The 24,097-nt window shown below is 68.9% G+C and carries 28 protein-coding genes and 1 tRNA gene; 20 read left to right on the top strand and 9 right to left on the bottom strand.

The features are described from left to right. Positions 1-57: 57 nt before the first annotated feature. Both AC3WJT_RS15645 and AC3WJT_RS15640 read right to left on the bottom strand, forming a co-directional pair. Positions 58-360, bottom strand: a complete 303-nt coding sequence (locus AC3WJT_RS15645; protein ID WP_492344060.1) for a hypothetical protein — start codon at positions 358-360, stop codon at positions 58-60. 54 nt (positions 361-414) lie between these two features. Then, positions 415-987 (bottom strand): SOS response-associated peptidase family protein, encoded by a 573-nt coding sequence (locus tag AC3WJT_RS15640; RefSeq protein ID WP_492344059.1) that lies wholly within the window; start codon positions 985-987, stop codon positions 415-417. Positions 988-1,032: 45 nt separating this feature from the next. On the opposite strand from AC3WJT_RS15640, the gene rlmJ reads away from it, so the two are divergent. After that, the gene (gene rlmJ, locus AC3WJT_RS15635) at positions 1,033-1,860 is read left to right on the top strand and encodes a 23S rRNA (adenine(2030)-N(6))-methyltransferase RlmJ (RefSeq protein WP_492344058.1); all 828 of its coding nucleotides are present in this window, start codon (positions 1,033-1,035) and stop codon (positions 1,858-1,860) included. A gap of 78 nt (positions 1,861-1,938) precedes the next feature. Further along, the gene (locus AC3WJT_RS15630) at positions 1,939-2,511 is read left to right on the top strand and encodes a helix-hairpin-helix domain-containing protein (RefSeq protein WP_492344057.1); all 573 of its coding nucleotides are present in this window, start codon (positions 1,939-1,941) and stop codon (positions 2,509-2,511) included. 7 nt (positions 2,512-2,518) lie between these two features. Here the strand turns inward: AC3WJT_RS15630 and AC3WJT_RS15625 are convergent, their stop codons facing one another. The 3 genes from AC3WJT_RS15625 to AC3WJT_RS15615 all read right to left on the bottom strand — a co-directional run bounded on the left by AC3WJT_RS15625 (position 2,519) and on the right by AC3WJT_RS15615 (position 4,356). Then, positions 2,519-2,980 carry a hypothetical protein gene (locus AC3WJT_RS15625; RefSeq protein ID WP_492344056.1) on the bottom strand — a complete coding sequence of 154 codons (462 nt, stop codon included), beginning with the start codon at positions 2,978-2,980 and terminating at the stop codon, positions 2,519-2,521. A gap of 68 nt (positions 2,981-3,048) precedes the next feature. Next, on the bottom strand, positions 3,049-4,029 hold the full coding sequence (gene meaB, locus AC3WJT_RS15620; protein ID WP_492344055.1) for a methylmalonyl Co-A mutase-associated GTPase MeaB: 981 nt from the start codon (positions 4,027-4,029) through the stop codon (positions 3,049-3,051). A 9-nt stretch (positions 4,030-4,038) separates the two neighbouring features. Beyond that, positions 4,039-4,356: a heavy metal-binding domain-containing protein gene (locus AC3WJT_RS15615; RefSeq protein WP_492344054.1), complete on the bottom strand. Its 318-nt coding sequence runs from the start codon at positions 4,354-4,356 to the stop codon at positions 4,039-4,041. Between the two features lie 198 nt (positions 4,357-4,554). Here AC3WJT_RS15615 and AC3WJT_RS15610 point away from each other — a divergent pair, with 198 nt between their 5' ends. The 3 genes from AC3WJT_RS15610 (at position 4,555) to AC3WJT_RS15600 (ending at position 6,643) form a co-directional block, all read left to right on the top strand. Further along, positions 4,555-5,031: a DUF4112 domain-containing protein gene (locus tag AC3WJT_RS15610; protein WP_492344053.1), complete on the top strand. Its 477-nt coding sequence runs from the start codon at positions 4,555-4,557 to the stop codon at positions 5,029-5,031. A gap of 84 nt (positions 5,032-5,115) precedes the next feature. Continuing rightward, positions 5,116-5,742, top strand: a complete 627-nt coding sequence (locus AC3WJT_RS15605) for a DUF4112 domain-containing protein (RefSeq protein WP_492344052.1) — start codon at positions 5,116-5,118, stop codon at positions 5,740-5,742. Positions 5,743-5,803: 61 nt separating this feature from the next. Then, positions 5,804-6,643: an SDR family NAD(P)-dependent oxidoreductase gene (locus tag AC3WJT_RS15600; protein ID WP_492344051.1), complete on the top strand. Its 840-nt coding sequence runs from the start codon at positions 5,804-5,806 to the stop codon at positions 6,641-6,643. A 39-nt stretch (positions 6,644-6,682) separates the two neighbouring features. Here the strand turns inward: AC3WJT_RS15600 and scpA are convergent, their stop codons facing one another. Together scpA and AC3WJT_RS15590 are read right to left on the bottom strand one after the other, a co-directional pair. Then, on the bottom strand, positions 6,683-8,833 hold the full coding sequence (gene scpA, locus AC3WJT_RS15595; RefSeq protein ID WP_492344050.1) for a methylmalonyl-CoA mutase: 2,151 nt from the start codon (positions 8,831-8,833) through the stop codon (positions 6,683-6,685). Positions 8,834-8,836: 3 nt separating this feature from the next. Further along, entirely contained in the window at positions 8,837-10,276 is a 1,440-nt protein-coding gene (locus tag AC3WJT_RS15590) for a methylmalonyl-CoA mutase subunit beta (RefSeq protein WP_492344191.1), read from the bottom strand. A gap of 199 nt (positions 10,277-10,475) precedes the next feature. On the opposite strand from AC3WJT_RS15590, the gene AC3WJT_RS15585 reads away from it, so the two are divergent. The 5 genes from AC3WJT_RS15585 (at position 10,476) to AC3WJT_RS15565 (ending at position 16,339) form a co-directional block, all read left to right on the top strand. Continuing rightward, positions 10,476-11,483, top strand: a complete 1,008-nt coding sequence (locus AC3WJT_RS15585) for an NAD(P)H-dependent flavin oxidoreductase (protein ID WP_492344049.1) — start codon at positions 10,476-10,478, stop codon at positions 11,481-11,483. A gap of 133 nt (positions 11,484-11,616) precedes the next feature. Beyond that, positions 11,617-13,122, top strand: coding sequence for a DUF2793 domain-containing protein (locus AC3WJT_RS15580; protein WP_492344048.1), 1,506 nt, complete (start codon positions 11,617-11,619; stop codon positions 13,120-13,122). 11 nt (positions 13,123-13,133) lie between these two features. After that, positions 13,134-13,661, top strand: coding sequence for a hypothetical protein (locus AC3WJT_RS15575; RefSeq protein ID WP_492344047.1), 528 nt, complete (start codon positions 13,134-13,136; stop codon positions 13,659-13,661). Positions 13,662-13,716: 55 nt separating this feature from the next. Beyond that, a complete protein-coding gene (locus AC3WJT_RS15570; protein WP_492344046.1) occupies positions 13,717-14,115 on the top strand; it encodes a DUF2177 family protein in 399 nt (132 codons plus the stop codon). Positions 14,116-14,392: 277 nt separating this feature from the next. Beyond that, positions 14,393-16,339, top strand: coding sequence for an Ig-like domain-containing protein (locus AC3WJT_RS15565; RefSeq protein ID WP_492344045.1), 1,947 nt, complete (start codon positions 14,393-14,395; stop codon positions 16,337-16,339). Positions 16,340-16,417: 78 nt separating this feature from the next. On the opposite strand, the gene AC3WJT_RS15560 is transcribed toward AC3WJT_RS15565, so the two are convergent. Together AC3WJT_RS15560 and AC3WJT_RS15555 are read right to left on the bottom strand one after the other, a co-directional pair. Then, entirely contained in the window at positions 16,418-16,969 is a 552-nt protein-coding gene (locus AC3WJT_RS15560; RefSeq protein WP_492344044.1) for an NUDIX domain-containing protein, read from the bottom strand. A gap of 67 nt (positions 16,970-17,036) precedes the next feature. Next, positions 17,037-17,111 (bottom strand) — tRNA-Thr (locus AC3WJT_RS15555). A 225-nt stretch (positions 17,112-17,336) separates the two neighbouring features. Here AC3WJT_RS15555 and AC3WJT_RS15550 point away from each other — a divergent pair. The 10 genes from AC3WJT_RS15550 to AC3WJT_RS15505 all read left to right on the top strand — a co-directional run bounded on the left by AC3WJT_RS15550 (position 17,337) and on the right by AC3WJT_RS15505 (position 24,042). After that, a complete protein-coding gene (locus tag AC3WJT_RS15550; protein ID WP_492344043.1) occupies positions 17,337-17,711 on the top strand; it encodes a DUF6968 family protein in 375 nt (124 codons plus the stop codon). Positions 17,712-17,807: 96 nt separating this feature from the next. Beyond that, on the top strand, positions 17,808-19,106 hold the full coding sequence (murA, locus tag AC3WJT_RS15545) for a UDP-N-acetylglucosamine 1-carboxyvinyltransferase (protein WP_492344042.1): 1,299 nt from the start codon (positions 17,808-17,810) through the stop codon (positions 19,104-19,106). Positions 19,107-19,108: 2 nt separating this feature from the next. Then, positions 19,109-19,540 carry a DUF2948 family protein gene (locus tag AC3WJT_RS15540; protein WP_492344041.1) on the top strand — a complete coding sequence of 144 codons (432 nt, stop codon included), beginning with the start codon at positions 19,109-19,111 and terminating at the stop codon, positions 19,538-19,540. Positions 19,541-19,597: 57 nt separating this feature from the next. Further along, positions 19,598-20,878, top strand: a complete 1,281-nt coding sequence (gene hisD, locus AC3WJT_RS15535) for a histidinol dehydrogenase (protein ID WP_492344040.1) — start codon at positions 19,598-19,600, stop codon at positions 20,876-20,878. Positions 20,879-21,006: 128 nt separating this feature from the next. Then, positions 21,007-21,483, top strand: coding sequence for a UPF0262 family protein (locus AC3WJT_RS15530; RefSeq protein WP_492344039.1), 477 nt, complete (start codon positions 21,007-21,009; stop codon positions 21,481-21,483). Between the two features lie 4 nt (positions 21,484-21,487). After that, positions 21,488-21,943 (top strand): arsenate-mycothiol transferase ArsC, encoded by a 456-nt coding sequence (locus AC3WJT_RS15525; protein ID WP_492344038.1) that lies wholly within the window; start codon positions 21,488-21,490, stop codon positions 21,941-21,943. A 92-nt stretch (positions 21,944-22,035) separates the two neighbouring features. Beyond that, positions 22,036-22,254, top strand: a complete 219-nt coding sequence (gene infA / locus AC3WJT_RS15520; protein ID WP_004617696.1) for a translation initiation factor IF-1 — start codon at positions 22,036-22,038, stop codon at positions 22,252-22,254. Next, on the top strand, positions 22,251-22,835 hold the full coding sequence (locus tag AC3WJT_RS15515; RefSeq protein ID WP_492344037.1) for a Maf family protein: 585 nt from the start codon (positions 22,251-22,253) through the stop codon (positions 22,833-22,835). The genes infA and AC3WJT_RS15515 overlap by 4 nt, the downstream gene beginning before the upstream one ends. After that, positions 22,832-23,875, top strand: coding sequence for a ribonuclease E/G (locus AC3WJT_RS15510; protein WP_492344036.1), 1,044 nt, complete (start codon positions 22,832-22,834; stop codon positions 23,873-23,875). The genes AC3WJT_RS15515 and AC3WJT_RS15510 overlap by 4 nt, the downstream gene beginning before the upstream one ends. After that, positions 23,872-24,042 carry a DNA gyrase inhibitor YacG gene (locus tag AC3WJT_RS15505; RefSeq protein WP_492344035.1) on the top strand — a complete coding sequence of 57 codons (171 nt, stop codon included), beginning with the start codon at positions 23,872-23,874 and terminating at the stop codon, positions 24,040-24,042. The genes AC3WJT_RS15510 and AC3WJT_RS15505 overlap by 4 nt, the downstream gene beginning before the upstream one ends. The last annotated feature ends 55 nt before the right edge of the window (positions 24,043-24,097 follow it).

Here is a 24,097-nt window from a genome sequence, read left to right as displayed (position 1 = left end):
CAGGCCGGTCAGGTGAAAATTCCGGGCGCCGCAACGGCAAGGCGGCAAATTCCGGGATCAGCGGAAGGCATAGGGGCCGGGCGAGGCCCCTTCCGGTGCGGGGCCGCTCCAGACTTCGATGCCGGCATCCCTCGCGCCGCAGGCCGAGCAACGCATTCTTCGCCCGAGCATATGCAGCCGGTCGTCGGCGCCGTTGCCCGCCGCCCACCAGGCCGTGTCCACCACGCTGACGCGCGCGCATCGGCCATTGAGGCAGCGCGCCCGCAGATGCAGGCCTGCCTTGAGCGCCGCCGCGATCGGCCAGCCGCGGACCTCGGCCTCCGAATGAAGCCGTTGGGAAAGATGGGGAGAGCCGTCCATGAGAACCTCGATGTTCCCATTTTGTTCTCTATGCTCTGGTGGAGTCAATCAACGTCAGGTCGGTCTTGGAGCGACGGTGAACGTTCCGGGCGGGCTGGGCGCCAGCAGGTCTGCCTCCGGTTCGCCGTGCAGCCAGCCGGCCCATTGATCCGGCAACAGGCAGACAGGCTGGCGGCTGTGATACGGCTGGATATCGGGGCCGGGCTCGCAGGTCAGGACGGTGAACCGGTCGCCCCGAACGTGGCCGGCGAGCGCGAACATCTCAACGCCGGGAACTGTGAACAACCACCAGTCCTTGCGCTTCTGGCCCGGGATGACCGGATCGGTGGTCTCGTAGAAGCCGGCCGCCATGACCAGACAGCGGGAGGCGAGGGGAAAGACCCGGCCTTCGGTGCGGAAGTTGATCACCGGCCCGCCCTTGTCGCGCGGAAAGCCCCAGGCCATCCAGTCCATGCGCCCGCCTTCGCCTTCAGGCATGACGACACAGGCCGGATCGGTCGGACGAATGTCGCCGGTTATCCCGCGGTTAGGCCTCGGCGCTTCCGGCCAGAGCACGGGGATCCGCAGCTGCGAAAACGCCCATTCGACGCGTTCAGGCTGTGAAGGGCTAAGGAAGGTGTTGCACATGGCCGCCAGCCTAGCGCAGCGGCCCAGTTGCGCTAGAGAAGCGGGATGAACTATCGCCACGCCTTTCATGCGGGAAACTTCGCCGACCTGGTCAAGCACGCGACCCTGACGCTGCTGCTGGAGGCGCTGCGGGCCGATCCTTCCCCGCTGACCGTCGTCGACACCCACGCCGGAGCGGGCGGCTACGATCTGGACGGCGAGCTCGCCCGCCGAACGGGCGAGGCGGCCCAGGGGATTTTCCGGCTGATGGCGGCTGACGACGCGCCGGTCGCGTTCGACGCCCTGAAGGCGGCGGTCAGGGCCGGCAATCCCCGCGGTGGCGTGCGTTTCTATCCGGGCTCGCCGAGCCTGATCGCGACCGGCCTGCGACGGGGTGACCGCTATGTCGCCTGCGAGCTTCGGGACGATGACGCGGCGCTGCTCGGCCAGACGCTTGCGCCGTTCGCGGGTGCGACGGCGCTCCAGTCAGACGGCTTCGAGGCGGCGCGGCGCGAGGCGACGAAGGGCGGGCGTCTTTTCATTCTGATCGATCCGCCGTTCGAGCGCGGAGACGACTACGCCCGGATCGCCGGGACCATGGCCGCCGCCCTGGCGCTCAAGCCGGACGCCTGTATCGCTGTCTGGTTGCCGCTCAAGGATCTGGAGACCTTCGACGCCTTCCTGCGCTCGGTCGAGCCGGCGGGCGCCGATCTGCTGGTCGCCGAGAGCCGCCTCAAGCCGCTGACTGATCCGATGAAGATGAATGGCTGCGCGATGGTCATCGCGAACCCGCCCGCCGGCCTCGAGCCGGCGCTGGCCGACGTATGCCTCTGGGTGGCGCGGCGCCTGGGAGAACCGGGCGGCAAGGGGGATGTCTGGCGGACAGGCCCGTAACGAATCTTTCGCACTTGCGAAATGAGAAACCGTGATATGCTGCGCTGCACAATTTTCCGCGCGCCACGGAGATATCCCATGGAAAAGCCCGTCTTCCCGACCGCCGACACCGAAAAGATGCTGACCCTGCCGATGGGCGCCATCTCGCCGCTCTGGCTGATGTTCGCCGGAGCCGCCACGGTCGGCGCCGCTTACTTCTGGAGCCGCACCTTCTTCAAGCCGACCAATCTCGAAGCCCTCACGGCCCTGCCGGAAGCGGCGGTCGAGGCTGCGACCGAGGTGGTTGAGACCGTCGTCGCGACCGCTGAAGTCGCCGCTGAAACGGTGGTCGATGTAATGGAAGCCGAGGCTGAGGCCGTCGCCGCCGCTGTCGACACCCTGGTCGAGGCCGCGCCCGAGCCGGTCGCCGAAGTGCTGGCCGCCCTGGCGCCGGAACCCGTCGCGCCGATGAGCCCCGATGACCTGACCACGCTGACCGGCGTCGGCCCCAAGCTGGCGGCCGCCCTGGCCGAGCGCGGCGTGACCCGCTTCGCCCAGATCGCCGCCTGGACCGAGGAAGAGATCGCCGGCTTGGACAAGGAGCTGAAGCTGATGGGTCGCATCGGTCGTGAAGCGTGGGTGGCCCAGGCCAGCCGCCTGGCCGGTCTCTGACCGAGCGTCAGTTCGGCGCTGTGGACGGGCTTTCGATCCGCTTCAGCGCCGCCTTTGCGTCCTCTTCGGCGCGCTTCATCGCGTCTTCGCTGGTGCCACAGACCATGCTCGTCTCCGTCCGTCGGCAGCGATAGACGCCATCGGGAACGGGAGCAGCCGGAGGGGGAGCGGCCCGCGCCGCGGCTTCCCGCGCATTGCGCTCCCGGAACAGGTCGGCCACCGACGGCGTCTCGGCTGAGGCCGGCGGCGTCCTTGGCGCAGGTTCCTTTGACCAGTCGATCCCCGGCGCCATTCTGATGACCGGCGGCGGAGGAGCGCCCGGCGCGGCGCGCGGCTTGATCAGGTCAGCGCCGAGAGGCGGCGGCGCCGCAGGGGACGCCGGCGCAGCCGAGGGCGCTGCAATCGGCGCCGGGGTCGGCGTCTGCTGGCAGGCGAGGGCGGCCGCGATCGCCAGAACCGAAATCATCATGCACCTCGCGCCATCTCAAACACGTACTTGAGCCGCCGTCGCAGCAGGCTCCACCCTCCAAAGGGGGGCTACAGTCCGAAGCTCTTCAGCAGCCGGTCGGCAGCGACGGAAGCCGGCAGGCGGCCGGCGCGAACCTGTTGTTCCAGGTCGGGAGACAGGGCCGCGACCTGGGGATGCTCGCGGAAGGCGCCCTCCAGCCGGTCCATGACCATCGCCCACATCCAGCGCGCGTTCTGCGCCGCCCGACGCGCCTCGCGGTCGCCGTTGGCGCCCATGACCTCGCGATGGCGCTCGATCTGGGCCCACAGCCTGTCCAGCCCGTCGTTCTTCAGTCCAGACGCGGTGATCACCGGCGGCGTCCAGTCCGGCGAGGCGGGGGTCAGGATATGCAGCGCGGTCCGGTACTCCCGCGCCGATCGCTCCGCCCGTTCCGGATCGGCGTCGGCCTTGTTGATCACGATCAGGTCGGCGATCTCGATCAGGCCCTTCTTGATCCCCTGCAGTTCGTCGCCGCCGCCGGGAATCAGCAGGGCGAGAAACATGTCGACCATGTCGGCGACGACGGTCTCGGACTGGCCCACGCCCACGGTCTCGACGATCACCACGTCGAAACCGGCCGCCTCGCACAGCAGCATCGCCTCGCGGGTCTTGCGCGCCACGCCGCCGAGCGTGCCGCTGGAGGGCGAGGGGCGGATGTAGGCGTCCGGATCGACCGACAGCCGCTCCATCCGCGTCTTGTCGCCGAGGATCGAACCGCCCGTTCGGCTGGAGGACGGATCCACCGCCAGCACCGCCACGCGATGCCCGGCCGCGGTCAGGTTGCAGCCAAGAGCCTCGATGGTCGTCGACTTGCCGGCGCCGGGCACGCCGGTGATCCCGATCCGCTGCGCCTTTCCGGTGTGGGGCATGAGTCGCTCGAGCAGGGTTCGGGCGGCGAGCTGGTGATCCGCGCGACGGCTTTCAACCAGCGTAATGGCGCGCGCCAGCGCAGCGCGTTCGCCGGCGAGGATGCCGCGTTCGAGGCCTGCAATGTCGGGGATCGGGCTCACCGGCCCGGTCTAGATGACGACGGCCGTTCCCGAAACCGAAACCATCAGCATCTGCCCCTGCGGGCCGACGGTGTTGTAGTCGAGGTCCACGCCGATGATCGCATTGGCGCCGGACTTTTCGGCCTCTTTTGTCAGGTTCTTCATCGCATCGTTGCGGGCCTGGGCGAGGGCGCTCTCATAGGTCCGCGACTTGCCGTGCAGGAAGTCGCGGATGGAGCCCCAGAGGTCGGTCGTGACTGTCGCGCCAAGGATCGACTGGGCGTAGATCGCGCCCTTGTATTCCTTCACGGGCCGACCCTCGATGAACGGGGTGGTCGTGATCAGCATCGGCGGCTCCCGGTCGAAACGACCCTCTACTATTAGGGCTAAACGCGCCGAACGGCGAGGGTTCTCCTGTCAGGGGAATCTTCGGGGCAATCCCGAGGGCCGGCGAGGGAAAAGCGCGCCAGCGCCCTTTGCGCCGCAACACGGTTATTGCAGAGTGGGTCCCGACGGCGGCGACCTGTGCCGTCGGGAGACGCTGTGATGTTCCTCGCCCGATCGCACCTCGATCTGCACAACATCAAGAGCAGTATCGACCGGACCAAGAAGATGTCCGACGGCATCGTCAAGATCGGGCCGTTCGGCATTGGTCTGGACGGTCTGCTCGGCTTCATTCCGCCGCTCGGCATCGCCTACAGCGGCGGCGCGTCCGTACTGCTTTGCGTGGACGCCATCCGCGCCCGCGCCGCGCCGATGGTCGTGGCGGAGATGGCCCTGATCCTGGCGATCGACACCCTGGCGCCCATCATCCCCAAGGCCGGCGGCATTATCGACGCCCTGTTCACCGGTCATAAATGGGCCGCGGACCTGCTGCTGCGCCACATGGACGAGACGATCTACTTCGAAGGCAGCCGCGAACAGGCGCAGGCCTCGTCGGAATACCGTGACCTGATGGCCCGCGTCCGCGCCGGCAAGGAAAAGCGCCGGGTGGTCTTCCTGGGGAAAAGCCCGAAGGTCTGAGCCGGGAACGGGATGGGCGGTCACCGCGCGCGCCAGCGTTTCCTACTAGCGGAACCTTGTTCGCCCGACCTAGGTTAGCGTCCCATGAGCAGGGACATCGCGCACAGCGCCTGGAAATCGGCCGAGACGATCAAGAAGCTCTCCGACCGTGTCGTCGGGTTCGGGCCATTCGGCGTCGGGCTGGACGGCCTGCTGGCCTGGATCCCCGGCGCGGGACTGATCTACTCCGGCGGCGCGGCGATCTATCTGCTCTATCAAGCGCTCCGGTCGGGCGCGAGCTTCTCCGCCATCGCCAAGATGGCCGGGGTTCTCGGCGTCGATGTTCTCATGTCCGGCGTGCCGCTGCCGCTGGTCCCTGATCTGGTCGACATGCTCTGGCAAGGCCACCTGATGGCGGCCAACTTCCTGCAGAAGGACATCGAGGCGCGACACGGCGTTCCGCCCTCTCATGTCGAACGGGTGGAGAAGGAGCGGCTGAAGCGGGGCCGGGGCCTGGGCTGGGTCAGCTGGGTGCTGCTGATCGTGCTGATCGCGGCGGTCTGGATGTCGGACTTCAACGAGACCCTCGCCGCCGGCTGGTGGCCGGCCTTCCGCGACGCGACCGTCTCCCTGGCCGGTGTCACCGTGGCGCTGCCCTGGACGGTCGGCGCCGTTGTCCTGCTGATGTTCATCGTCAACGCCATCAACCGCCCGGCGCGCCGGAAGGCCTGACCCGTGGACGGCCAACCGATGCCTGCCTAGTCTTGCCAAAACAGCGGGACAGGGAGCGGTCGTGAGCGAGAAACAACCCTATGTGCGGCCCCACAGCGCCGAGTCCCTTGGCCAGGCGCCCGGGCGCGGTCGCCTGACCGGGCGCCGTATCCTCGTGGTCGGCGGCGGGCAGCAGGTGGTGGACGCGGACACCGATCCCGTCGGCAACGGCCGGGCCATGGCCATGCTGTTCGCGCGGGAAGGCGCCGATGTCGCTGTCGCCGACCGCAGCGCCGAGGCCGGCCAGGCGACGGTGGACCTGATCCGCGCCGAAGGGGGGCAGGCCAGTCTGATCCAGGCCGACATAAGCCGCGAGGACGATATCGTGCGGATGGTCGGGACTGCGGTCGAGACCCTCGGCGGGCTCGACGGCCTGGTGCTCAACGTCGGCATCGGCGTCGGCGGACTGGGGCTCGGAGCGGTCAAGGCTGAAGAGTGGGACGCGGTGCTGGGGGTGAACCTGCGGGGGCCGATGCTCTGCTGCCGCGAGGCCCTGCCGCAGCTCGCCGAGGGCAGCTCGATCGTGTTCATTTCCTCGATCGCTGGCCTGGTCGCCGGCTCGCGCCTGCCGGCCTACGACGCCTCGAAGGCGGCGCTGGGCGGACTGATGCGGCATGTGGCGCTGGAAGGCAGCCGCAAGGGCGTGCGGGCCAACATCATCGCGCCGGGCCTGGTGGATACGCCGCTTGGCCGGAGAGCGACCCAGGGCCGTCCGAGCCGCGGGACCGCCCCCCAGTTCTTCGGTCGCCAGGCCACCGGCTGGGAAATCGCCTACGCGGCGCTGTTTTTCATGAGCGACGAGGCGGTCTACGTGACTGGCCAGACGCTGGCGGTGGATTCCGGTCTGACCGGGATCAGCTGACGTCCCGTCTCCCGCAGGGAGAAGGAATAACTCCGCCCCCTACGCTTGCTCGTACCCCAGCTGCCGGTTCAGCTTTTCCAGCAGTTCGATGGCCGACTCGGCGATCACCGTACCAGGCGGGAAGATGGCGGCGACGCCGGCGTCCTTGAGGGCCTGCCAGTCCTGTTGCGGGATCACGCCGCCGATCACGGCCATGATGTCCGGGCGGCCCTGTTTGCCCAGTTCGGCGATCAGGTCCGGGGCCAGGGTCAGGTGGCCGGCGGCCAGCGAGCTGGCGCCGACGACATGGACGTCGTTCTCCACCGCCTGGCGGGCGGCTTCGGCGGGGGTCTGGAACAGCGGACCGATGTCGACATCGAAGCCCAGATCGGCGAACGCGGTGGCGATGACCTTCTGGCCGCGGTCGTGGCCGTCCTGGCCCATCTTGGCGATCAGGATGCGCGGGCGGCGGCCGTCGGCCTGTTCGAAGGCCTCGACCATGGCCTTGGCGCGGGCGACCAGGGCGTTGGATCCGGCCTCGGACATATAGACCCCCGTGATCGATTTGATCTCTGCCCGGTGCCGGCCGAAGACCTTCTCCAGAGCATAGCTGATCTCGCCAACGGTCGCCTTGGCCCGGCCGGCGTTGACGGCCAGTTCCAGCAGGTTGCCGTCGGCGCGGGCCCCGGCTTCAAGGGCGGCCAGCGCATCCTGCGTCTTAGCTTCGTTGCGTTCGTCCTTGAGACGGCTCAGCTTTTCGAGCTGGGCGTTGCGCACAGCGGTGTTGTCGACCTTCAGCACCGGGATGTCGTCGGCGACCTCCGGCTTGTAGCGGTTGACCCCGACGACGCTCTGGCGGCCGCTGTCGATCCGCGCCTGGGTGCGGGCCGCGGCCTCTTCGATGCGCAGCTTGGGCAGGCCCTGCTCGATGGCCTTGGCCATGCCGCCGAGCTTCTCGACCTCGTCGATGTGCTCCAGCGCCCGGGCGGCCAGGTCGTGGGTCAGGCGCTCGACGTAGTAGCTCCCGCCCCAGGGGTCGGCGACGGCGGTCGTGCCGCTTTCCATCTGCAGGAACAGCTGGGTGTTTCGGCTGATGCGGGCGGAGAAGTCGGTCGGCAGGGCCAGGGCTTCGTCGAGGCTGTTGGTGTGCAGGCTCTGGGTGTGGCCGTTCACCGCCGCCATCGCCTCGACGCAGGTGCGCGAGACGTTGTTGAACACGTCCTGCGCCGCCAGCGACCATCCGGACGTCTGGCTGTGGGTGCGCAGGGAGAGCGAGCGGCTGTCCTTGGGATCGAACTCCCGCTTCATCAGCCGCGCCCAGAGCAGGCGCGCGGCCCGCATCTTCGCCACTTCCATGAAGTAGTTCATGCCGATGGCCCAGAAGAACGACAGGCGCGGCGCGAACTGGTCGACGGTCATCCCGGCGGCGATGCCGGCGCGGACATACTCGATCCCGTCAGCCAGGGTGTAGGCCAGCTCCAGGTCCGCCGTCGCCCCGGCTTCCTGCATGTGATAGCCGGAAATCGAGATCGAGTTGAACTTCGGCATCTTGCTCGAAGTGTATGAAAAGATGTCCGAAATGATCCGCATCGAAGGCAGGGGCGGATAGATGTAGGTGTTCCGGACCATGAACTCCTTGAGGATGTCGTTCTGGATCGTGCCCTGCAGCTTGTCGGGGCTCACGCCCTGTTCCTCGGCCGCGACGATGTAGAGCGCCAGGATCGGCAGCACCGCGCCGTTCATGGTCATCGACACGCTCATCTTGTCGAGCGGGATGCCGTCGAACAGCGTGCGCATGTCGAGGATGCTGTCGATGGCCACGCCGGCCATGCCGACGTCGCCCTTCACCCGCTCATGGTCGCTGTCGTAGCCGCGGTGGGTGGCCAGATCGAAGGCTACCGACAGGCCCATCTGACCGGCCGCCAGGTTGCGGCGATAGAAGGCGTTGGAGTCCTCGGCGGTCGAGAAGCCCGCGTACTGCCGCACCGTCCAGGGGTTGGTGGCGTACATCGTCGGGTAGGGGCCGCGCACGAACGGCTCGAGGCCCGGATAGCCGTTCAGGAAGTCCAGGCCGGCGACGTCCTGCGGACCGTAGGCGGCCGCGACAGCGACCCCTTCCGGAGTGTTCCAGACCGTTCCGCCCGCCGGCCCGGCGCCGGGCGCGGCGCCGGCCGCGAAGTCGACTGTGGTGAAGTCGGGGAAGGTGCTCATGGCTCAGGCCTCCTCGAACGCGGCGGCGAAACGGATGGGCGTCAGGGGCGTGCAGGCCGAATCCGGTCCCGGCAGCCTTGGGTCCGGGCCAGCGACAGCGAAGGCGGACGGGTCGACCACGGCGACCTCCGGGGTCTTGTCGTCCGCGTTGGGGAACACGGTCACGCCGAGGATCTTGCGCGACTTGTCGGCGTAGGACTCTGCCTGGGCGGCCTGGCTGGCCTTCACCGCCTCGGCGATCTTGCCGGACTGGAGCGCCGCGATGACGCCGCCGGCCGCTTCGATGGTCTGGAAGCCGGCCCAGGCGGCGCGGGCCAGTTCGTCCGTGACGGTGTCGAGGAACCAGGCGCCGCCGGCCGGGTCGGCCACGCGGCCAAGATGGCTCTCCTCCATCAGCACCAGCTGGGTATTGCGCGACTGGCGGCGGGCGAAGGCGGTCGGCAGGCCGATGGCGTCGGTGAAGGCGCCCAGCACGATGACGTCCGCGCCGCCGACGGCGGCCGCGAAGCCGGCGCTGGTCAGCCGCAGCAGGTTGGTCCAGGCGTCGGCCCGGGTCAGCATCCGGCGCGACGAGCGGACCTCGACGCGCGCCGGCGTTTCGACGCCGCAGGCTTGCGTCAGACGGGACCACAGCGCCCGCGCCGCCCGCACTTTGGCGATGCCGGTGAAATACTCGCCGTCGAGGCTGACGCCGAGCGTGATGCGGCGGAACGCCTCGTCCATCGGCAGGCCGGCGCGAACCATAGCCTTGGCGTAGGCGAGCGCGCTCGCCGTCATAAGGGCCAGTTCCTCGGTGTTCGAGCCGCCGCCCTCGTGGGCCGCCCGGCCGGTGGCGAGGAACAGGCTGGCCTTGCCGTAGGTGGCGGCGAGCCGCGTGGCGACGGTGGCGGCCGAGATGACATGGCTTTCGATCGGCCCCGGGCTCGCGCCGGTCTGCGCGAAGGTCGTCAGCGGGTCCATGTGGAAGGCGAGCGGGGCGTTCGGCGCGGCCTTGGCCAGGGTCCCCAGCCAGTCGGCCGCCTTCGGGCCGAGGTAGCCCGCGTCGAGGGCGACCGGCGCAAGGTCGAGCAGCACCCCTTCGAGCGCCTTGCCCAGGTCCTCCGCCGATCCGACGGCGACGCCGTCCCGGCCGGTCGGGTCGATGGCCACCAGCAGCGACGCGGCCCCGCCTTCGAGGTCCTTCAGCGCCTCGGCGGCGGCCTGACGCGGGTCGGGATGGGCCACGCGCATGCGCAGGTCCCAGGGCCGGTCAGCGTCGCGCGGGATCAGGTCGCGCACGACGCCCGGGGCGGATTCCGCGGTGTAGAGCGGCTGAATGCTCAGGCCGTCGGCCGTGCGCCGGACCAGCGCGTCCTCGAACGACTCGCCCTTGAGGGTCTTTTCGACCAGCTTCAGCCAGTCCTCACGGGCGGGCGGCGCGAAGTCATCGGCCAGCGGCAGGATCGTCCCGGACAAACCTTCGATCTCCCCAAGTGCGTTGCAGCAATTCCGCTGGGGTGATGCGCCCCTGCCGTTAGGTGCGTCAAGCGAGGGCGCCGCCGGGCCGCGGGGATATTGCGACCCGACGCCCCCTCGCGCCTCTTGCCGAGTCCGAACGGCTGTTCTATTTACAGCGTATATTCAAAGCCGGAGACGACCGACCATGGCCCTGCCGCCCATCCTGCGAGACCGCCTGCGCCTGCCCGCGATCGCCTCGCCGCTGTTCATTATCTCCGGCCCGGATCTGGTGATTGCCCAGTGCAAGGCCGGCATCGTCGGCTCGTTCCCGTCGCTGAACGCCCGCCCGATCAGTCTGCTCGACGAGTGGCTCGACCGGATCACCAGCGAACTGGCGGCCTGGGACAAGGCCAACCCCGACAAGCCTTCGGCGCCGTTCGCGGTGAATCAGATCGTCCACAGGACCAACAACCGCCTCGAGGAGGACCTGGCCCTCTGCGAGAAGTACAAGGCCCCCATCATCATTACCTCGCTGGGCGCCCGCGAGGAGCTGAACCAGGCGGTGCACGGCTGGGGCGGCATCACGCTGCACGACGTCATCAACGACAAGCATGCCCACAAGGCGATCGAGAAGGGCGCCGACGGCCTGATTCCGGTGGCGGCCGGCGCCGGCGGCCACGCCGGGGCGCTGTCGCCCTTCGCCCTGATCCAGGAAATCCGCCAGTGGTTCGACGGCCCGGTGGCGCTGTCGGGCGCCATCGCCAGCGGCAAGGCGATCCTCGCCGCCCAGGCCATGGGCGCGGACCTCGCCTACATCGGCTCCGCCTTCATCGCGACGAAGGAAGCGAACGCCGTCGAAGGCTACAAGGATATGATCGTCGAGAGCTCGGGCGAGGACATCGTCTATTCGAACCTGTTCACCGGCGTGCACGGCAACTACCTGCGGCCGTCGATCATCCGTGCCGGGATGGACCCCGACAATCTGCCGGTCAGCGACCCCTCGGCGATGAACTTCGGCTCCGGCGGCAACACCGAGGCCAAGGCCTGGAAGGACATCTGGGGCTGCGGCCAGGGCATCGGCGCGGTGAAGTCGGTGCTGAGCGCCGGCGAACTGGTCGCCCGCCTGTCGGCCGAGTACGAGGAGGCCAAGGCCGAACTCGCGGCCAAGACGGCCCTGACCAGCGGCGTACATCTGGCGTTCGCGGCGGAATAGTCCGGGCGTTCAGTCGCCAGTTCAACGGTTTGCGCCCGGCGGTTCCCCGTGAACGCCGGGCGCTTTCGTATTCGGCGCATCGCCCGGACGGGCGCGCCCATCCTTGTCGTGAAGAACGACAGGGAGCTTTCGCGTGTCCGACGACGCCACACCCCGCCTCGGTCTGCCCTATGTGGCGGCCGGTCAGGCGCAGAAGCATGTGACGGTGAACCAGGCCTTCGCCCGGCTGGATGGCCTGGTGCAGATGGCTGTGGAGAGCCGGGCCACGGCGGCGCAGCCGGCGGAGCCTTCGGACGGCGCCCTTTACATCCTGCCCGCGGACGCGACGGGCGATGCCTGGGCGGGTCAGCCGGCCGGGACGGTGATGCGGCATGAGGCGGGCGGCTGGACAGCCGAGCCGCCGGCCACGGGGCGCGTCGCCTTCATCAACGACGAGGGCTTGCTGGCAGTGTTCGACGGCGAAGCCTGGGTCGCGGTGACCACGGACGTCAGCTTCCAGAATCTGCCCCTGCTCGGCATCGGCGCCACGGCGGATGAAGCCAATCCGCTGACCGCCCGGCTTAACAAGGTTCTGCTGACCGCGAAGCCGGTGGCCGACGACGGTGACGGCGATCTGCGCCTGACGATCAACAAGGAGGCGTCCGGCGATACGGCGGGTCTGCTCTTCCAGTCGGCCTGGGACGGCCGGGCCGAGTTCGGTCTGCTGGGCGGCGACGATGTCGCGCTCAAGGTCTCCCCGGACGGTTCGACCTGGCACGAGGTCTTCACCGTCGACCGGAACAGCGGCAAAGCGACCTTCGCCTCGACCCCGCTGCGGCCGACGCAGGTCAGCGTTCATACGGCGGGCGGCGCCTACGACGTTCCCGCCTGGGCGCGCCGGCTGCGGCTGGTCTGCATCGGCGGCGGGGGTGGAGGCGGCGCCGGCGCGGCCGGAACCAATGCGACGAGCCGGGGCGGCGGCGGGGGCGGCGGCGCGGGCGGTCGGGCGATCGAGGATATCGACGTTGATGACCTGTCCGGAACAACGCTGACCCTTGTGGTGGGCGCCGGCGGGGCGGGCGGAACCGCTGTCACGGGAACCGCCAGTGGCGGGAACGGCGGCGCCGGGGGCGATTCCTCCATTGCCGACGATGGTCAGGTTTTGCTGGCCGCGACGGGCGGCGGCGCGGGCGGCGGCGGCACGACGTCCCCCGGGGCCGGCGGGGCAGGCGGCATCGGCAATACCGCCGCCAATGCGGGCGGAGGGGGCGTGACGGCCGGCGCTGACGCGACCCGCGCGGACGGACCGGGCGGCGGCGGCGGGGCGGGCGGCCTCAACGCAGCGGGGTCGACGACATCCGGCAAGGAGGGCGGTCACGGCTACCTGGTCGGCGCGGTCTCCGGTCGCCGGGCGACCCGAGGCGGTGGCGGCGGCGGCGGAGCCTCGGGATCAGCAGGCGCCGACAAGGCCTGGGCGCGCGGGGCAGGCGCGGGCGGAGGAGGCGGCAGCGGCATCGCGACCGCAAACGGCGGTGCGGGCGGTGCGGGCGGCGCACCCGGCGGCGGCGGCGGTGGTGGCGGCGCCACGCGCGACAGCTACACATCCGGCGCAGGCGGGGCCGGCGGCCGGGGCGAAATCTGGATCATCGCAACGGGTTGAGGAGATCGGCCATGGACATCATCACCGCAGCCGGCGGCGGACTTGCCGGCGGGGCCCTGGGCGCGGCCTTCGGGGCGCTGGGCTCCATTCTCAATCGCGGTCTCGGCATCTTCGAGACCCGCGAGAAGCGCAAGGACCGTCAACTCGAGATGGTCCACGAGACGGAACGCTGGAGTCATGACCTGCGGCTTGCGTCAGAGGCGCGTGCGGGCCGGATCGAGGAAGCCCGTCAGGCGCTCGACACAGCGAACGCCGAGGGATCCTGGCGCGGTCTGGAGGCGTCGTTGAAGGCCGAAGCCGCCGTCGGCGCCAGCTGGCCATGGGTTGCGGCCGTCCGCGCCCTGACCCGCCCGGCCCTGACGGTGCTGCTGTGGGTATTGTTCGCTGTGCTCTTCATGTCGGCTGTCAGCGGGGCGCTGGAGGCCGACACGGCGTCCGGGGTGATCCGGACGGCCGTCGAAACCATCGCCTTCTCCGCCTCGACGGCGCTGGCCTGGTGGTTCGGGGATCGCGCGCCCCGGCGGGACGATCAGGGCTGACCTTGGCGCCGGCTCACGACGGCCTAGGTTTGCATCAACAGCGAAGGATGCCCGAATGCCCTGGATCGCCGCCTATGTCGCCTCGGCCGTAACATTTCTGGCGCTGGACGCCCTGTGGCTCGGCGTCGTTGCGCAGAAGATGTACCAGCGTGAGTTCGGCCCGCTCCTGCTGGAGAAGCCGAACATGGCCGCGGCCGCGGTCTTCTATGCCCTCTACCTGGTTGGCATCGTGTTTTTCGCGGTGAAGCCGGCGCTTGAGGCGGGCTCGTGGTCGCGAGCTCTGATCCACGGCGCGCTGTTCGGCCTGATCGCCTACGCCACCTATGACCTGACCAATCTGGCGACCCTGAAGGGGTTCCCGTTCAAGGTTGTGATCCCCGACCTGGCCTGGGGGGCGTTCGTCACAAGCGCTGCCGCGATCGCCGGTTACGCGGCGGCGTCGCGGGTCGGCTGACCCCTTGAACGGTCGGGTACCCGACGTTCACCCTGCGTGACGCGGCGGTTTGCCGCAGGCCCCTGTCCCGGTGGCAAACTCTCCCCGGCGGCGAGCGCCCGCTGGATTGACTGACCTTTTTCCGCCCCAGCCGCTGTCGGCGGTCCTGGCGCCGAAAAATGCACCCTAATTCTTTCACTGCCGCCGTTCGCCGAACGGCGCCATCGCCCGCCTGAACAAAAGTCACACGTATGCGCGCAGGTCTGCTGCCCCAGCGTTTTGACAGCGGGGGCATCACATGGCTGATCCAGTAAACGTCGGCTTCTACGACATGCAGAGCGGCGAAGGCGTCGCCAATCAACGCGACGAAATTGTCGACGTGGGCCTGACGCCGGTGAGCGTCTCAGTCCTGACGCCAGCAGTGCTCGCCACGCTCAAGGTTCTGGTCATCCAGAACCCGTTGAATGACCAGTACGGGGCTGAGTATCTTGCAGCGCGGGCCGATATCGCCGCCGCGGTGGCCAATGGCCTGGTGGTCATTATTCATGACCGGCACGTGGTGAACGCCACGCATTTGCTGGGCGCACTTGAAGGGATCCAGTTTGTCCGGGACCCCGGCGCACCTGGCGGCGCCGAGATGCAGCTGGGGTCAGATGGCAATCTGTTTGCCGAGACGCAGTTTGGTGTCGTCACGGACACCAGTGTCGACAACTACAATTCCTCCAATCACGGCTATGCACTTCTGAGCTCTCTGCCCGACGGCGCGCTCGTGTTCATGACCACAAATGACACCACCCACGTCACGGCCTTCGGCGTCCGATCCGGCGCCGGCATGGTGATCTACACCAGCGCGCCCGTCGACTTCTGGGGCGATGCTGTGAACGGCGAGAGCAACCCCAACTTCTTCGGCTTCGACCTTACCGGGATGGAGACCTTCGCCCGCAATCTTCTGGCCTATGCGGCCGGTCTTCTGACGGGCGCCAAGGACGACGCCGCCACGGTCACGGAAAGCGTCGCGACGGCGATCACCGTGCTCCGCAATGACACCAGCCCTGACACAGCCCTTCACATCACGACGGTCGGTGGACAGGCCATCACAGTCGGCGCGACGGTAACGCTGGAGTCCGGCTCGACCGTGCGCCTCAACGCCGACGGCACCCTGACCTACACGTCGGGCGCCAGCTTCGACGCCATGACCGTGGGCCAGACCGGCGCGGAGACGTTTGCCTATACCGTGGCCAATATCGCCGGCGACTTCACCGACACGGGTTCGGTCGCGGTGACGATCAACGGCGACTACGAGCGGATCGGCCCGGCCACGCCGCGCGCCGACACCCTGGTCGGCACCGTCTACGACGACTACGTCGACGGCCTCGCCGGCAACGACGTCATAACGACGGGCCTCGGCAATGACGTGATCCAGGGCGGTCTTGGCGCAGACAGGATGACCGGCGGCGGCGGCAACGACGACTACTACGTCGGAGAAGCGGGCGACCAGGTGATCGAGGCCCTCAACGGCGGGAACGACACCGTCGAGGCCAATCTCGCCACCTACACCCTTGCCGCCAACGTCGAGAATCTAATTCTGGGCGCGCTGGGACGCACGGCGACGGGCAACGCGCTGAACAACCAGATCACCGGAAACGCCAGCGCCAATACGCTGAATGGCGGCGCAGGCGACGATATCATTGACGCGGGCGGTGGCGCTGACGTTGTCATCGGCGGCGCGGGCAGTGACACCCTGACCGGTGGCGACGGCGCGGATGTCTTCCTGTTCCAGACCCAGGCCGACAGCGGGACGGGTGTCGGCCTGCCCGGCCGGGGGAGCGTTCCGGCGCCGCATTTGACCGACACGATCACCGACTTCAGCGTCAGGGACGGCGACCGGATCGACCTTCGGGCGCTCGATGCGAACACCAATACCCGCAGCGTCAACGATGACTTCGTGGTGGTCGACCACTTCACGCGGGTCGCCGGCCAGTTGGTGATCGAGGCGATCAACGGTGTTCCTGGCGCGCCGGGCGGGCCGTCGGCGCCGGGCAGCGTCCACTACCGGATCACCGCCGACACCAACGGCGACGGCGTGGCCGACTTCACACTGGAGCTGTTCAGCCAGGGCGTCCTGCAGGTCTCCGACCTGTCGAGCATCCTCGGCGTCCAGTCGGTCAACATCGACCACATCCCGGGTCAGCTGAACGTCCGCGATGCAGCGCCGGTGGCGCTCGACGCGGGCTGGCTCATCTAGCCGCGGCAGCGGGCCTGCGGACTCTCTGGCGACCCCTGGCGCGATGCGTCGGGGGCGCCTTGGAGCCGGGTCCGGCAATCAGCTGAACAGGTCCGGCCGGCGTATCCGCAGCGTCTGGACGAGCACCCGCGTCTTGGCGTCCGTGGCCTCGCCGCCCTCGACCAGCGCCCACAGGGCGTCGAGGGGCGTCTCCACGACGGTGATATTCTCGTTCTCGCTCTCCAGCCCGCCGCCCGCGCCGGTGCGCTGCGCGTCGCTGTAGGCGGCCAGGAAAAGGTCGATCCGCTCTGTCGATATGCCCGGCGACGACAGGATCGCACCGGCCGGCTCCAGGTCGTCGACCTCCAACCCCGCTTCCTCGACCAGTTCGCGGCGCGCGCTCTCCAACGGCGTCTCGCCCTCGTCAACGAGCCCGGCGGGCGCTTCCAGCACGTCGCCGCCGCCCATGAAGCGCAGCGCGGCGCGGGGCATGGTCACCAGCAGCGCCATCCGGGTGTCGGGGTTGTAGGGCAGGACGGCCGCCGCGCGGCCATGATCCTCGACGTAGCGCTCATAGGCTGCGCCGTCCGGGCCCGTCAGCTCGACCAGGTGCAGGTCCAGCCAGCCCGAATGGACGGTCCTCACCGGCATCTCTGCCGGTGGGAAACCACCATCTTTTCGGGGTCGCTTCATCGTCTTCTTCCCTCTGGTTCAGGGATGGTGCCGCCGGGCAGGATTGAACTGCCGACCTCAGCCTTACCAAGGATGCGCTCTACCACTGAGCTACGGCGGCGAAAGACGAGGCGCGCCTGATAGCGAAAGCCGGGCGCCATGGGAAGGCCTAATCCTCCTTGACGCGTCTCCATGTGCATGGCGCTGCTTGCCGTATGAAAAAACCGCCGCAAGCGCCGCCGCCCGGGAACGCTGATCGCGAGGCGAAACTCGCCCAGGCCCTGCGCGCCAACCTGAGGCGTCGCAAGGCTCCGCCGAAGACCGCGCCCGCGCCCAGGGACGCCGAATGACCCATCAGGCCAACACCGCACGCCTCGCGCCGCGGCCGTACCGCGAGGTTCGGCATCTGCGGGCCACGCGTCCCCCGGAAGGCGCGCCGTTCGACATCACGGTGGAGATCTCGGACGCCTTCCGACTCGCCGACGGCGACGACTGGGCCTGCGCGATGCGGATCGTGGGGCTGGATCCCGGTCACAGAGCCGAGCACGGACGGGCTTTTTTCGGCGTAGATCCGATGCAGGCGATCGAGCATGCGCTGTTCATGGCGCACCTCGAACTGGAACTTGCGGCCGAAAAACTGGGGCTGGCGTTCGCCGGCGGCGGCGCCTACGACCCGGCGACGCTGTTCCGACGGCCCGGGGACGGGCGGCATCAATCATAAGTGACTCTTGCGCGGGGGCTTGCGCCCGCTAGAACCGCGCCCTCACATATGAGCAACCCGCCCGGGCGAACGGCTTGCGGCGTCTGAGGGGCCTGAATGGACCGCATCGCCATCGTCGGCGGCGCGCGGCTGAATGGGGAAATCCAGATCAGCGGCGCCAAGAACTCCGCCATCAAGCTGATGGTCGCCTCGCTCCTGACGGACGAGCCGCTGCGCCTGACCAATATGCCGCGCCTGGCGGACACCCGCTTCCTGGGCACCCTGCTGACCCGGCTGGGCACCATGGTCGACGAACGGAACGGCCCGGACGGCGCCGAGACGGTTCTCCATACGCCCGAGATCATCACCTCGTTCGCCCCTTACGACCTGGTCCGCCAGATGCGGGCCAGCTTCAACGTGCTGGGCCCGCTGATCGCGCGAACGGGACACGCCAAGGTCTCGTTGCCGGGCGGTTGCGCCATCGGCGGACGGCCGGTCGATCTGCATCTGAAGGCGCTGGAAGCGCTGGGCGCAAAGATCGAGCTGCATGAGGGCTACGTCTACGCCCAGGCTCCCCGGGGCCTCAAAGGCGCAGCGATCGAGTTCCCGTTCGTTTCCGTGGGCGCCACCGAGCACGCCATGCTGGCCGCCGTCCTCGCCGAAGGCGTCACCACCCTGTCCAACGCCGCCTGCGAGCCCGAGATCGTCGATCTCGCCGAGTGCCTCAACAAGATGGGCGCCAGGGTCGAGAACGCCGGCACCCCGACCATCACGATCACCGGCGTCTCAAGGCTGTCAGGAACGACGCACGCGGTGATCACCGACCGCATCGAGGCCGGCACCTACGCCGTGGCCGCGGCCATGGCCGGTGGCGAGGTGCGCCTGACGAACACGCGCGCCGACCTGATCGAGGCGCTGCTGCTGAAGATGGAAGAGGCCGGGGTCGGCGTCGAACGCCTCAATGACGGCGTCGTCATCCGTCGCAACGGCGCGCGGCTGAAGGCGGTGGACGTCGAGACCGGCGTCTATCCCGGGTTCCCGACCGACCTGCAGGCGCAGTTCATGGCGCTGATGACCATGGCCGAAGGGGAAAGCGTCATTCGCGAGACCATCTTCGAGAACCGCTTCATGCACGCGCCGGAACTGGCGCGGCTCGGCGCCGACATCACCGTCTCGGGCGTCGAGGCGCGGGTTCGGGGCGTCGAGAAGCTCGAGGGAGCGCAGGTGATGGCCACCGACCTGCGCGCATCGGTGGGCCTGGTGATCGCCGGCCTTGTGGCCAGGGGCGAAACGACCGTCGGTCGGGTCTACCACCTCGATCGCGGCTTCGAGCGGCTGGAGGAGAAGCTCGGCGCCTGCGGGGCCAATGTCCGGCGCATCAAGGGCGACGCGTCCGTTCCGGAGATGGACGGCTGACCATGGCCGCAGTCCCGCCGCTGCGCCTGCTGGCCCAGGACGCTGAAGACCTCGCCGTCATTTCCGCCGCCCTGCAGGACGCCGTGGCCAAGATCGGCGACATCGCCTTCGACGCGCGCGCGCGCAGACTCACGCTAGCGTTCAACCGGTTTCGCTGGGAGGCGGACGGCAAGACTCGGGAGCGCGTTCGGTCGGGCCTTCAGCTCGGCGGCGTGATGACCGTCCGGAGCCGCAATCTGCGGCGTGATGCGAAGGGCGCCGTCGTTGAGCTTCTGGCCCTGACCTTCGAGCCGGCCGAGGCGCCGGGGGGTGCGATCGTGCTGACGTTCGCCGGCGGCGGCGATCTGCGGGCCGAGGTGGAGTGTATCGAGGCGGTGCTCGCCGATGTCTCCACGCCTTGGCCGACGCCGCGCGCCCCGACGCACGCCGACTGACGACCGTTCCCGTCAATGAAGGCTTGAGTTTGTGCTGAAAACGGCCATCTAGCCGCCATGCGCCGCTTTCGCTTCACAGACCCGGATTTCTCCGCCGCGTTCAGCGCGTTCCTGAACGAACGACGCGGTTCGCCCGCCGACGTGGACGCCGCGGCCGCCGAGGTGCTGGCCGCCGTGAAGGCCGACGGTCTCAAGGCCGTGCTCGACTACACCCGCAGGTTCGACAGGGTGGACCTGACCGAAGAGACGGTGCGGGTTTCGGCCGCAGAGATCGAGGCCGGCGCGGCGGCCTGCGATCCGGCCGTCCGCGAGGCGATCGCCTTCGCCGCCGCCCGCATCCGGACCTATCACACGCGCCAGAAGCCTGCGGACGAGCGATGGACCGACGACGCCGGCGTCGAGCTGGGCTGGCGCTGGACGCCGCTGGAAGCGGTCGGCGTCTATGTGCCCGGCGGCCGGGCGGCCTATCCCTCGACGGTGCTGATGAACTGCGTACCCGCCGCCGTAGCCGGCGTGGACCGGATCGCGATGGTCACGCCGCCCGGCAAGCTGCAGCCGGCGGTGCTGGCGGCGGCGCAGGAAGCCGGCGTCAGCGAGATCTGGCGTATCGGCGGGGCCCAGGCGGTCGCCGCCCTGGCCTGGGGCGCGGGACCGATCAGGCCGGTGGACAAGATCGTCGGCCCCGGCAACGCCTATGTCACGGCCGCCAAGCGCCGTCTCTACGGCGTCGTCGGCATCGACGCCCTGGCGGGCCCGTCGGAAATCGTCGTGGTCGCCGACGCCGACAACAACCCCGACTGGATCGCCGCGGACCTGCTGTCCCAGGCCGAACACGACCCCGCCGCCCAGTCGATCCTGATCACCGATGACGAGGCTTTCGCCGCCGCTGTGGAGGCGGCTGTCGCGCGTGGGCTTGAGACCCTGGCCACCGGCGAGGACGCTGCCGCGTCCTGGCGGGACCACGGGGCGGTGATCATCGCGCCGCTGGACCAGAGTCCGGCGCTGGTCGACCTGATCGCGCCCGAGCACGTGGAGTTCTGCACCGCCGCGCCGGAAGCCCTGTCCGACCGCGTGCGTCACGCCGGCGCGATCTTTCTGGGCCGCTACACGCCCGAGGCCATCGGCGACTATGTGGCCGGCTCCAACCACGTCCTGCCGACCAGCCGCGCGGCGCGATTCCAGTCCGGTCTGTCGATCTACGACTTCCTCAAGCGCACCTCGATCGTGAAGTGCGACGCGACGGCCTTCGCAAGGCTCGGACCGCATACGGTCGCACTCGCGCAGGCGGAGGGATTGCCGGCGCACGCGCTTTCGGCGGCGCTCAGGCTGCAAAAATAGCCCTGTATCCTTCGAGACGCGGCTTTCGGCCGCGCCTCAGGATGACGAAGGGGGTGGGCTTGCACTAAAGCTCGTCATGGCGAGGCGCTTGCCGTCTGACGAGCGTCTCGAACCACGAACCTGGATCCATGACCGACGACCGCGCCACCCACCGCCTGCAGATGATCGAGCTCGACGACGAGTCGCTCGGTGCGGCGTCGCGCGACCAGGAGCAGGAACGGCAGATCGCCATCTTCGATCTGATCGAGGACAACTACTTCCAGCCCGAAGGCGCCGCCGGCGGCCCCTATGATCTGAAGATCGCCCTGGCCGAGAACCGGCTGGCGCTGCACATCCTGGGGCCCGGCCTCGATGTGACGCATCTGCTGTCGCTGTCGCCCTTCCGGGGCGTGATCCGCGACTACTTCATGATCTGCGAGAGCTACTACCAGGCCATCCGCAACGCGACGCCCGCCCAGATCGAGGCGCTGGATATGGGGCGGCGGGGGCTGCACAACGAAGGCTCGACCCTCCTGCAGGCCCGGCTGGAGGGCAAGGTGAAGACCGACCTCGACACGGCGCGGCGGTTGTTCACCCTGATCTGCGCCCTGCACTGGCGGGGCTGACCGCGTGAACGGGCTGCCTGGGGCGGTGCTGTTCGCCTGCAACTTCAATCGCGTCCGGTCTCCGATGGCCGAGGCGCTGATGAAGATGGTCTACGGCGACAGGGTGTTCGTCGACAGCGTCGGGCTGCGGCGCGAGCCCGGCGAGAAGGAGGTCGATCCCTTCGCGGCTGCCGTCATCGACGAGATCGGCGGCGACCTGGCCGGTTTCCGGCCGAAGGTGTTCGACGATCTGGAGGACGAGTCCTTCGACCTGGTGATCTCCCTGACGCCCGAAGCGCAACACCGGGCTGTCGAACTGGCGCGGGGGAGAGCGGTCGATATCGAGTACTGGCCGACCCTTGATCCCACGCTTTCAGACGGCACGCGCGAGCAGCGGCTGGACGCTTATCGGCAGGTTCGGGACGAACTGGCCCGTCGCATCCGCGAGCGGTTCGGCAAGGCGTCGACTTTCGGGGGCTAGCCGCGTTATACTGGGGTCTTGGAGCCTCGGCTCGCGTCCCGAATCGTGTTCGGCGCGGGCCGTTTGCTTATTTGGACGTATTCGAGAGGCCTATGGCTAAAGAAGAACTTCTTGAGTTTCCCGGCACCGTCAGCGAGCTGCTGCCGAACGCCACGTTCCGCGTGAAACTCGAAAACGATCACGAGATCATCGCCCACACCGCGGGCAAGATGCGCAAGAACCGCATTCGCGTGCTGGCCGGCGACAAGGTGCTGGTCGAAATGACGCCCTACGACCTGACCAAGGGGCGTATTACCTACCGCTTCAAGTGAGCAGGTCGCGCAGCCCTCTGGTGCTGGCCAGCGCCAGCCCCAGACGGCTTGAGCTGCTCCGGCAGGTCGGCATCGAGCCCGACCTCGTAGATCCCGCAGACATCGATGAAACGCCCGGACGCGATGAGACGCCGCGCCTGCTGGCTTCGCGCCTCGCGCGGGAGAAGGCGCGCGCCGTGGCGGCGAGGCATCCGCAGGCGTTCGTGCTGGGTGCGGACACCCTGGTCGCGGTCGGCCGGCGAATCCTCAACAAGCCGGAGAGCGAGATCGAGGCCCGGGCCATGCTGGCGCTGCTGTCCGGCCGGGCCCACAAGGTTCTCACCGGTGTCGCCGTCGTCGCCCCGGGCGGTCGACTGTCCGAACGCCTGGTCGAGACCAGGGTCCGCTTCAAGCGGCTCAGCGTTGAGGATGCCGACGGCTTCATCGCCAGCGGCGACTGGCAGGATGCGGCCGGCGGCTACAAGATCCACCAGCGGGCAGGGGCCTTCGTGACGGAACTGCAGGGCTCCTACACCTCGGTGGTCGGGCTGCCCCTCTATGAGGCGGTCAGCCTGCTGACGGGTCTGGGGTGGACGTCATGAGCGGTCGCCAGTTCTTCCTTGACCGCTGCGTGGGCGAGGTCCGGGGCGTGGTGACGCTTGAAGGGCGACCCGAGCGGCTGATGATCCAGCGGGACGGCGACATCCCCGCCCTGCAACTCGGCGCCCGCAATGTTGCGCGTGTGCGGTCGCTGGAAAAGGCGATCGGCGTGGCGTTCCTGGACCTCCCGGGCGGCGTCGAAGCGATCTATTCCCTGCGAACCGACGAATTGCCGCCCGTGCGCGGCGCGACGATCGAGGTCGAGATTCGCACTGAGGCCCGGCACGACAAGCTGGCGACGGTGAAACTGATCGGTCCGGCCGACGGCGAGCCCCGGCTGCTTGAGGCGGCGCCAGACGTGGAGGCCGAGATCCGCGACCTGGCGCGGGGCGGCAAGGTCGTCGAGGGATTCGGCGCCCGCGAGGCCGCCGATGCGGCCGAGGCCGAGGCGCTGGAGACGATTCATCCCCTTCCCGGCGGCGGATCCATGGCGATCGAGCCGACCCGCGCGCTGATTTCCATCGACGTCGACCTGGGTGGACGTCCCGGCAGCGACACCAAACGCGCGGCGCGCCTGGCGAACCTGACGGCCATCGGCGCGGCGGCCCGGCTGCTGCGGCTCAAGGGTCTGGGCGGGCTGGTGGTGTTCGACTTCGTCGGGCGGGGCCACGACGGCAAGGCGCTGCTCGGCGCGGCGCGGGCTTCTTTCGGACCCGACAACCCCGGAGTGGCCATCGACCAGATCAGCCGCTTCGGAACGCTCACGCTTACGGTGCCGCGCCGTCGGCGCCCGGTGCTCGACCTGCTGACCGACGGCGCCGGCGCCCTGACACCCCTGACGGTCGCGCTACGGCTTGCACGCCGGCTTGAGCGGGAAGGGCGCGCCGACCCCGGCGGCAAGCTGGTCGCAGCCTGTGCGCCGGCTGTGCTCGCCGCGTTTGAACCCCTCCGGGCCGGCGTCATTGACAAACTGGGCGCCCGTTTCACCGTTGAGGGCAGGGCCGGCTGGGCCGTCGACCGCCTCGAGGTCTCCGGCGCATGACCCGCACCTGCAGCCGCTGTGACAAGCCGATGGACCCCGTCTATCGCCCGTTCTGCTCGAAGCGGTGTGCGGACATCGACCTGCAGAAGTGGCTGACCGGGAGCTACGCCATCCCCGGCAGCGAGCTGGACGACGAATCCGGCGGCGAGCCGGCCGACGAGCGCTAGTTTGAACAAGGCCCCAAAGCGCGCTGGACTTGCCGGAGGGGCTCTTTTATAGACG

Source organism: Caulobacter sp. FW305-C-30-S16, assembly GCF_058783025.1.
The sequence above is the reverse complement of the archived record's forward strand: the minus strand, read 5'-3'. Positions and strand labels throughout refer to the sequence as shown.